The organism is Corallococcus aberystwythensis (assembly GCF_003612165.1).
GTDB lineage: Bacteria > Myxococcota > Myxococcia > Myxococcales > Myxococcaceae > Corallococcus > Corallococcus aberystwythensis.
On the sequence record NZ_RAWK01000381.1, the window covers coordinates 1 to 7,086 of the forward strand.

Genomic DNA, 7,086 nt, shown 5'->3' on the forward strand with positions numbered 1-7,086 from the left:
GGGGTGGCGGGGTGTGCGGATTCCTACGCGTTGGAGGGGCCGGGCCCTTAGACTTCCGGACACATGCTCCACGTCATCCCTCTGGGCGGCCTTGGCGAAATCGGCCTCAACGCCATGGTGCTCGCCTGTCGTGGGGAGATGCTGCTCATCGACGCCGGCCTGATGTTCCCCACTGCGGGAATGCCCGGCGTGGACATCATCGTCCCGGACTTCACGCACCTGAAGCGCAACGCGGCCCAGTTCAAGGGCGTGCTCCTCACGCACGGCCACGAAGACCACATCGGCGCGCTCCCCTACCTGCTGGGCGACGTGCCGGTCCCCATCTACGGCACCCGCTTCACGCTCGCGCTCGCGCGCAACCGCCTGGAGGAGCTGGGCGTGAAGGCGGACCTGCGCGAAATCGAGCCGCGCACGCCCTTCCCCGTGGGCAGCGTCTTCAAGGTCGAGGCCACGCGCGTGACGCACACCGTGCCGGACGCGGTGGGCTTCATCGTCCGCTCGCCCGAAGGCACCGTCATCCACACCGGCGACTTCAAGCTGGATCCGGACCCCATCGACGGCCTCAAGACGGACCTGGAGCGCTGGGGCGAGGCAGGCGACGAAGGCGTGCTGTGCCTGCTGTCGGACTCCACCAACTCCGAGCACGTCGAGGAGACCGGCAGCGAGCGCGTGGTGCAGACCACCTTCGAGCGCCTCTTCCACGAGACGAAGGGCCGCATCGTGGTGGCCCAGTTCTCCTCCAACCTCCACCGGGTGCGCCACCTGCTGGACCTGTGCGAGCGCACCGGCCGGCTCGTCGCGCTCCAGGGCCGCAGCATGGTGCGCAACGTGGAGCTGGCGCGGGAGATGGGCTACCTGGACGTGCCCGACTCGCTCTTCGTGCACCTGGACAGCGTGCCGAAGCTGGCGCCCCACCGCGTGGCCGTGCTCACCACCGGCGCGCAGGGCGAACCGCGCGCGGGCCTCACCCAGCTGGCCAATGGTGACGGGCCCGTGCGCCTGGAGCCCGGCGACACCGTCATCGTCAGCGCCCGCCCCATCCCCGGCAACGAGCGGTCCGTGGGCGCGCTGCTGGACCAACTGCACTGGCGCGGCGCCCGCATCGTCTACGCCCAGGTGGAGCCCGGCGTGCACGTCTCCGGACACGCCAGCCGCCCCCAGCAGCGCCGGGTGCTGGAGCTGGTGCGCCCCCGCAACTTCGTCCCCGTGCATGGGGAAGTCCGGCACCTGCACCGACACCTGACCACCGCCCGCGAGGCTGGCATGACGGCGGAAGGCCTGCTGCTGGCTCACGACGGGGACGTGGTGACGTTCGAGGAGGGGCGGGGCCGTTTCACTGGCAGCGTGCCTTCAGGGCGCATCATGATGGAGCGCTCCGGGGACGGGGTGGTGACGCCGGAGACGCTGGTGGAGCGCAACCGGCTGGCGGAGACGGGCGTGGTGGCCGCGGCGGTGGTGCTCCGGCGCGACACCCAGGCCCTGGTGGCGGGGCCCCAGCTGTCCGGCCAGGGCCTCAACCCGGACGAGCAGGGCGTGCTCTCCCGGGTGGCCCAGGACGCGCGGGCCTTCTTCGAGGAGCTCAACCCCCTGCTTCGCGGGGACGACGCCCTGGTGCGCGAGGAGCTGGTGAAGGCGGTGAAGCGGGCCTTCAAGCAGCACACCTCCCGGCGGACCCTGGTGGTGCCCTTGGTCGTCCGGGTGTAGGTATGTTAAGGGCGCGAAAAGGTTCCCCCCATGCCCTCCTTCGACGTCATCTCCAAAATCGACCTGGCTGAACTCGACAACGCGGTCAATCAGACCCGGAAGGAGCTCAGCACCCGCTATGACTTCCAGGGTGTGAAGGCCGAAATCGACATCGCCCCGGACCACACCTCGCTCACGTTGAAGACCAACAGCGAGGAGAAGCTCCAGGCCGCCAAGGAGGTCCTGCTCGGCAAGCTGGCCAAGCGCGGCATCAGCCTGCGCGTGCTGGAGTTCGGCGACATCGAGAAGACGGGCCTGTCCAACGTCAAGCAGCCCATCAAGCTCCAGCAGGGCATCCCGGTGGAGAAGTCCAAGGAGCTCATCAAGGTGCTCAAGGACTCGAAGATCAAGGTGCAGGGCTCCATCCAGGCGGATCAGCTCCGCGTCACGGGCAAGAACCGCGACGACCTGCAGGAGGCCATGGCGCTGTTCCGCAAGGAGCAGGACCGCCTCAGCCTGGACATGCAGTTCACCAACTTCCGAGACTAGAGGCGCCCTTCCGCCATGCACGCCGCCCGTCTGGTCCCCCTGCCCCTCTGCCTGCTCCTCGCCACCGCCGCGTTCGCGCAGGACGAGGCGCCCCGGCCCAGCAAGCCGGTGCCCGTGCTCAAGAAGGCGCCCCGTCCGGAGAAGGGGCTCAAGGACTTCGGCTCGCCGCTGGTCCTCAAACCGCTGTCCACCGAGGGCGCCACCGCGAACTTCTCCGCCCGGGTGGGCTGGCGCAAGGACACGCTCTTCGTGGGCGTGGAGGCCACGGACAACCAGCTGCTCGCGGGTGACGTCATCACCCTCACGCTCTACTTCCCGGACTCGGGGCCCACCGCCACGGGCTACTCCTACCGCTTCGCCTTCGACGGCCAGCGCACCTCCGGGGCGGACAGCAACACGCCGAAGTTCGCGCAGGGCCTGGTGAACGCCGCGGTGCACCGCCAGGGCGACACGCTGTCCGTGGTGGCCATGGTGCCCGTGCGCGCGCTGCCCCGCTTCCCCGCCGTGGATCCGCTCGTCATGGACCTCTGCATCACCTACGAGGACCAGGACCAGGTGGGCGCCAAGGTGGTGCCCGTGTCCAACTGTAAGGGCGGCACGATGCCGGAGGGAGAAGCGCTGCGCCTGCCGGACGAGGCGCGCAAGAACCTCAAGCTCAAGCCCTCCGCCAGCGTCACCGCCCTGGAGGCGGCCCCCACCGGCTGGCTGGGCTGGGGAATGCTCAGCTACCCGGACTGGGCCCAGGGAGAGGAAGCCCTCACCCCCGCCTCGCTGCGCGCGCTGGTGGCCCCCACCGCCGTGGACGCCACGAAGATGGGCGTGAACCTGCCGGAGGCGTTGAGCCTGCCGGACGGACGGCCGGTCGTTACGGTGCTTACCGGGAAGAATCCCTATGCCGTCGAGGGTCAATGCGACTCCGATGACGAGCTCCGCATGGGGCTCTATGTCGTATCGGGGAAGACAGCCCAGCGAGTGCTCGACTGGCCGGCCGCCACCTGTGCGCTGGGTCGCGCCACCTCGGTGGAGATGGAAGAACAGGGAGCGCTGAACATCGGTTACTCGAACGGCGCCATCATCAACTTCGTTTGGAGTGCGGACCACTTCGAGCGGACGCAACTGGGAAAGCGGTAGACGCGCGTGGAAGAGACCAAGAGCCTGTACATGATGACCCTCGGCTGCCCGAAGAACCGGGTGGACTCCGAGGTGATGCTGGGCACGCTGCGCACCCGCGGCTATTCGCTCGTGCAGGAGGCCTCGGAGGCCGAGGTCATCGTGGTCAACACGTGCGCCTTCATCGGGCCGGCGAAGCAGGAGTCGGTGGACTCCATCCTGGAGATGGCGGAGCTGAAGAAGTCGGGCTCGTGCAAGACGCTCGTCGTCACCGGATGCCTGTCCCAGCGCTACGGCCAGGAGCTGTCGCAGGAGATGCCGGAGGTGGACCACTTCCTGGGCACCAGCGCGTACGCCCAGATTGGCGACCTGCTGGCGGCGGAGGCCACGCCGCGCCAGGTGATTCCGGATCCGGACTACATCCACAACGCGGAGACGCCGCGCATCAACTCGATGCCGAAGTACACGGCGTATCTGAAGATTTCAGAAGGCTGCGACAACGCCTGCGCGTTCTGCATCATCCCCACGCTGCGCGGCGGCCAACGCTCGCGCACGGTGCAGGACATCGTGGCGGAGGCGCGGAACCTGGCGGACAGCGGCGTGCAGGAGCTGAACCTCGTCGCGCAAGATTTGACGGCGTACGGGCATGACCTGCCCGGCAAGCCGAAGCTCCACGAGCTGCTCAAGGAGCTGGTGAAGGTGGACGTGAAGTGGATCCGCCTGCACTACGCCTACCCGCGCGTGTTCCCGGACGAGCTCATCGACGTCATCGCCACCGAGCCGAAGATCGCCAAGTACCTGGACATGCCGGTGCAGCACGCCAGCGACAAGCTGCTCCTGTCCATGAAGCGCGGCCGCAACTCGGAGTTCCTCAAGAAGCTGCTGGGCAAGCTGCGCGAGCGCGTGCCGAGCCTGGTGATGCGCACCTCGCTCATCGTCGGCCTGCCGGGTGAGACGGAGGAGGACTTCGAGCTCCTGAAGGAGTTCGTGAAGGAGCAGCGCTTCCAGCGCCTGGGCGTGTTCCAGTACTCGGACGAGGAGAACACCGCCGCGTTCGACCTGCCGAACAAGGTCCCGGCGAAGACCATCGAGCGCCGCTGGCGCGAGGTGATGGCCATCCAGAAGCGCATCAACCGCGAGCAGAACAAGAAGCTCGTGGGCCAGAAGCTCACCGTGCTGGTGGAGGGCCCCAGCGAGGAGTCCGAGCACCTGCTGGTGGGCCGCCACGAGGGCCAGGCGCCTGAAATCGACGGGCAGGTCTACATCAACGACGGCCTGGCGTACCCGGGCGAGTTCGTCACCGTGGAGGTGACGGAGGCGCACGACTACGACCTCATCGCCCGCGTGGTGGAGCGTCCGGATCCGAAGCAGCGCGAGCACACGCCGCGCGAAGCCCACCCCGCGCCCATCCCGCTGAAGGCCATGGTGCGTCCGCCGGAGCCGCGGCCAGAGTAGTCCGCATCTTACGAAAGCCGTGCCCCGGGCCCGCCCCGTCCTCCCTCACGGAGGCGGTCGCGGGCCCGAGCCGTTCGTGGGCCCTACTTCGGATCCTCGGGCTCCAGCTCGCGCTCCTCGACGGGTGGCGGCTGCGGGCCCGAGCCCTTCGTGGGCACCGCCACGCCTTCACCCAGCGGCGTGGGCTGGCACTCGCAGACGGTGCGCCGCGACGCGGACTCCGTGACGAAGGCGCACGTCGTGGGGCACTCGGGCTGGCGCCCCTCCTCCACCAGCGACACGGCGTAGCTCCGGGCTCCCTGGAGCGCCACGTGGCACGCGGGCAGGGCCTTCGCCAGGGACACCCACGGCAGCCGGTGCTGCGTGTTGGCGCCGCGCGTGGCGGTGGGGAAGCTCAGGCCCACCTGACAGCCCGTCTCCAGGCGCTGACCGTCCGCGCCCCGGGGCTCCACGTACAGGCGAATCCCCTCTGGCACATCCCGGAACACCGCGCCGGACAGGGCCACCGCTCCGTCCGGCTCCGCGCGCACGAAGACCCCGTAGCAGGCCTCCTCGCTGAACACGCCGCCTTCGCCCGCGCACTGCTGGCGGCCTCCGCCCTCGGGCGTCCGCACGTGGGGCCTGCGCAGCACCAGCGCCCCACCCTGCGCGTCCACGGTGGCGGTGAAGCGGCCCCACACGTCCGGACCCAGGCGGCCCAGGGTGCTCTGCGAGGGCCAGCGTCCCGCGGCCTCCATCACCAGGGGCTTCACGCCCAGGCCGTCCGCCACCTCCACCGCGTCCACCGCGAAGGTGCGCGGCGGAAGGCCCGCGGCCGTCTCCAAGGGCTGCAGCCCCTGCCCCAGCGCGGGGTCCACCGCCAGGCGGGAGAAGGGCTCGCGCGTGCCCAGCACGAAGGGACCGGTGAGGCTCGCCTCCCCCTGCGTCACCTGCACGGCCAGGAGCGGCCAGTCCCCCAGCGGCTCGCGGCTCAGCTCCACCACCTGCGACTCGCGCACCGCGTCCGTCGCGCGCAGCTCCGCGGCGTAGGCCTCCCGGGGATGCGACGCGGTGAAGGTCACCTCGCGGCGCAGCGGATCCACCGTGAGGGCATAAGGGGCCAGCACGTCCTGCCCCAACGTCACCGAGCAGCCCGTCTCACCGGAGAGCAGCAGCGTGCGCAGGGGCGGCGACACCGGGCCCACCGTCAGCGGCGGGGCTGGCACCTCCGGCCAGGAACGATGGCCCCCAGAGGGCTCCGGCACGCGCGCGGTGCCGGCGGGCACGGGCGGCTCACCGCCGAAACAGCTGGTGGACACGAGCGACAGCGGCCGCGTGACGTCCAGCACCACCGGCACGGCCCGGTTCCCCAACCGTCCCGCCACCGTCAGCCGCAGCGCGGGCGAGGACAGGAGCGGCAGCGTCTGTCCCACGAGGCTCGTGGGACGTGAAGGGCCTGGGGGCGCGGAGGAGTGACACCCCGCGCCCAAGAGAACGCATCCCGCCAGCAGCACGCCGCGCATGGAGGGCGGGCCGTCCTACTGCGCCTTCTTGGTGAAGTCGTCCACGCGGGTGCCCTCGGGCGGGTTCAGCTTGAAGCTGTCCGCCGCGATGCCCACGTTCGTCTTCAGGTCCAGGAAGGCGATGGTGTTCTCGCTGCCGTCGGGGTCCACCACCGTGCTCTTGAGCACCTGCGCCGTGGAGGGGTCCACCTCCAGGCGCACCTGGCGGAAGCGCGGCTCGTCCTTGAGCGGATCCAGCACCAGCAGCGTGCCCTTGCAGTCCTTGCAGGTGCCCTTGGAGATGGCGAACTCGTCCGCCAGCTTCCCCTGGCCGAAGAGGAACGTCACCGACGCGGACAGCTTGCTGGTGTCCATCGCCGCCACCGACAGCGTCTGCGCTTCCGGGTCGTACATGTACACCTTGTTGCCCGCGAGCACGAACGTCCGCTTGGACGGGTTCTCGTACTCCCAGCGCATCAGGCCCGGCTTCTTGTAGGTCACCGTGCCGGTGGACGTCTGCGTGCGGCGGAAGGCCTTGTACTTGTAGTCCTGCTTGAAGCCCGCCTTGAAGTCGCCCGTCTTCTCGTAGAAGGCCTGCATCCGGTCCACGAGCGTCTTCACCTCGGGCGCCATCGGCTTCGGCGCGGGCTTCGCGGCATTCGCGGCCACGCTCGCGTCGCCAGACTTCGCGGCAGGGGGCATGGCGGCCGTGCCGGCATCCTTGGGAGCGGCGGGCTGCGGCGCGGCGGCAGGGGCCTTGGCGGTGGCCGCGGGCTTCGCCACGGGCGCGGTGGGGGCGGCTGTGGTG

At 69.9% G+C, this 7,086-nt stretch carries 6 protein-coding genes; 4 read left to right on the forward strand and 2 right to left on the reverse strand.

Annotated features, from left to right (window positions below; genetic code table 11):
* Nucleotides 1–63: 63 nt before the first annotated feature.
* The 4 genes from D7W81_RS38180 to rimO are packed head-to-tail and all read left to right on the forward strand — an operon-like array spanning nt 64 to nt 4,797.
* Nucleotides 64–1,704, forward strand: coding sequence for a ribonuclease J (locus D7W81_RS38180; protein WP_120560283.1), 1,641 nt, complete (start codon nt 64–66; stop codon nt 1,702–1,704).
* 30 nt (nt 1,705–1,734) lie between these two features.
* Entirely contained in the window at nt 1,735–2,232 is a 498-nt protein-coding gene (locus D7W81_RS38185) for a YajQ family cyclic di-GMP-binding protein (RefSeq protein WP_120560284.1), read from the forward strand.
* Nucleotides 2,233–2,247: 15 nt separating this feature from the next.
* Entirely contained in the window at nt 2,248–3,363 is a 1,116-nt protein-coding gene (locus tag D7W81_RS38190; protein ID WP_208721640.1) for a hypothetical protein, read from the forward strand.
* A 33-nt stretch (nt 3,364–3,396) separates the two neighbouring features.
* Nucleotides 3,397–4,797: a 30S ribosomal protein S12 methylthiotransferase RimO gene (gene rimO, locus D7W81_RS38195; RefSeq protein WP_438503398.1), complete on the forward strand. Its 1,401-nt coding sequence runs from the start codon at nt 3,397–3,399 to the stop codon at nt 4,795–4,797.
* An 83-nt stretch (nt 4,798–4,880) separates the two neighbouring features.
* Here the strand turns inward: rimO and D7W81_RS38200 are convergent, their stop codons facing one another.
* Together D7W81_RS38200 and lolA are read right to left on the reverse strand one after the other, a co-directional pair.
* Nucleotides 4,881–6,299 carry a hypothetical protein gene (locus D7W81_RS38200; RefSeq protein ID WP_120560286.1) on the reverse strand — a complete coding sequence of 473 codons (1,419 nt, stop codon included), beginning with the start codon at nt 6,297–6,299 and terminating at the stop codon, nt 4,881–4,883.
* A 15-nt stretch (nt 6,300–6,314) separates the two neighbouring features.
* The gene (gene lolA / locus D7W81_RS38205) at nt 6,315–7,061 is read right to left on the reverse strand and encodes an outer membrane lipoprotein periplasmic chaperone LolA (protein WP_120560287.1); all 747 of its coding nucleotides are present in this window, start codon (nt 7,059–7,061) and stop codon (nt 6,315–6,317) included.
* Nucleotides 7,062–7,086: the final 25 nt, after the last annotated feature.

Coding starts and splice junctions, on each gene's coding strand:
- D7W81_RS38180 (WP_120560283.1), top strand. CDS start 64: ATGCTCCACGTCATCCCTCTGGGCGGCCTTGGCGAAATCGGCCTCAAC.
- D7W81_RS38185 (WP_120560284.1), top strand. CDS start 1,735: ATGCCCTCCTTCGACGTCATCTCCAAAATCGACCTGGCTGAACTCGAC.
- D7W81_RS38190 (WP_208721640.1), top strand. CDS start 2,248: ATGCACGCCGCCCGTCTGGTCCCCCTGCCCCTCTGCCTGCTCCTCGCC.
- rimO (WP_438503398.1), top strand. CDS start 3,397: ATGACCCTCGGCTGCCCGAAGAACCGGGTGGACTCCGAGGTGATGCTG.
- D7W81_RS38200 (WP_120560286.1), bottom strand. CDS start 6,299: ATGCGCGGCGTGCTGCTGGCGGGATGCGTTCTCTTGGGCGCGGGGTGT.